The sequence below is a fragment of the Flavobacterium caseinilyticum genome (assembly GCF_004349085.1).
Taxonomy (GTDB): domain Bacteria; phylum Bacteroidota; class Bacteroidia; order Flavobacteriales; family Flavobacteriaceae; genus Flavobacterium; species Flavobacterium caseinilyticum.
In genome coordinates this window covers 1-1,390 of record NZ_SMFM01000027.1, presented here as the reverse complement: position 1 = coordinate 1,390, position 1,390 = coordinate 1, and the positions used below count along the sequence as shown (strand labels likewise).

The 1,390-nt window shown below is 43.9% G+C and carries 2 tRNA genes and 2 rRNA genes; all 4 read left to right on the top strand.

Annotated elements, in window-relative coordinates:
* Positions 1-191, top strand: a 16S ribosomal RNA gene (locus tag E0F89_RS17015); the annotation flags it as partial.
* 124 nt (positions 192-315) lie between these two features.
* Positions 316-389 (top strand) — tRNA-Ile (locus tag E0F89_RS17010).
* Positions 390-482: 93 nt separating this feature from the next.
* Positions 483-556 (top strand) — tRNA-Ala (locus tag E0F89_RS17005).
* 193 nt (positions 557-749) lie between these two features.
* Positions 750-1,390, top strand: a 23S ribosomal RNA gene (locus tag E0F89_RS17000); the annotation flags it as partial.

Genomic DNA, 1,390 nt, shown 5'->3' with positions numbered 1-1,390 from the left:
CTAGTAATCGGATATCAGCCATGATCCGGTGAATACGTTCCCGGGCCTTGTACACACCGCCCGTCAAGCCATGGAAGCTGGGGGTGCCTGAAGTCGGTGACCGCAAGGAGCTGCCTAGGGTAAAACTGGTAACTAGGGCTAAGTCGTAACAAGGTAGCCGTACCGGAAGGTGCGGCTGGAACACCTCCTTTCTAGAGCCTTAGTGTTAGTAGCAATACACGCTAGGGAAAGAAGACGAAAGTTCAAGTTGGAAACAAATACCAACATTTTATTACTCTTGCTGTTAGTTCAAATAATACCATTTAAGAATAAGAGTGTCTCGTAGCTCAGCTGGTTAGAGTACTACACTGATAATGTAGGGGTCGACAGTTCGAGTCTGTCCGAGACAACTATTTACACTTAAAAGAAAAGAAGAAATTCTAGAGTTGAGGAGTTATGAAGTATAAATTCATAATTCATAATTCACAATTCATAAATAGATTGGGGGATTAGCTCAGCTGGCTAGAGCGCCTGCCTTGCACGCAGGAGGTCAACGGTTCGACTCCGTTATTCTCCACTATTCGAGTGAATAGTAAACAGTGAGAAGTAATTAGTCAACAGGCTAATCACTAATTACTAAGGACTAACCACTAGAAAAAAGTTCATTGACATATTGAGATAAGAAAATAATAAAAAGTAGAAAGCATTTTTTACTTGTTTATCATTAGACAAGTAAAAGAAACGGTCTTAATTAATTTTAAGATTGGTACAATAAGCAAAATAAGGGCGTATGGGGGATGCCTTGGCTCTCAGAGGCGATGAAAGGCGTGATAAGCTGCGAAAAGCTACGGGGATTGGCACACACGATATGATCCGTAGATACCTGAATGGGGCAACCCACTATGTTGAAGACATAGTACACCGATAGGTGGGCAAACCCGCTGAACTGAAACATCTAAGTAGGCGGAGGAGAAGAAAACAAAAGTGATTCCGTAAGTAGTGGCGAGCGAACGCGGATTAGCCCAAACCAATGATGTTACGGCATTATTGGGGTTGTAGGACCACGAGATTTGTTGCGGATTGAATTAGAATCTACTGGAAAGTAGAGCCAGAGAAGGTGATAGCCCTGTATAAGTAAAAGAAGATAACGATAGTGGTATCCTGAGTAGGGCGGGACACGAGAAATCCTGTCTGAATTTGGCGGGACCATCCGCTAAGGCTAAATACTCCTGAGAGACCGATAGTGAACCAGTACCGTGAGGGAAAGGTGAAAAGAACCGTGAATAACGGAGTGAAATAGATCCTGAAACCATACGCTTACAAGCGGTCGGAGCCCTTTCGTGGGGTGACGGCGTGCCTTTTGCATAATGAGCCTACGAGTTAACGTTGCTGGCAAGGATAAGTGGTTAAG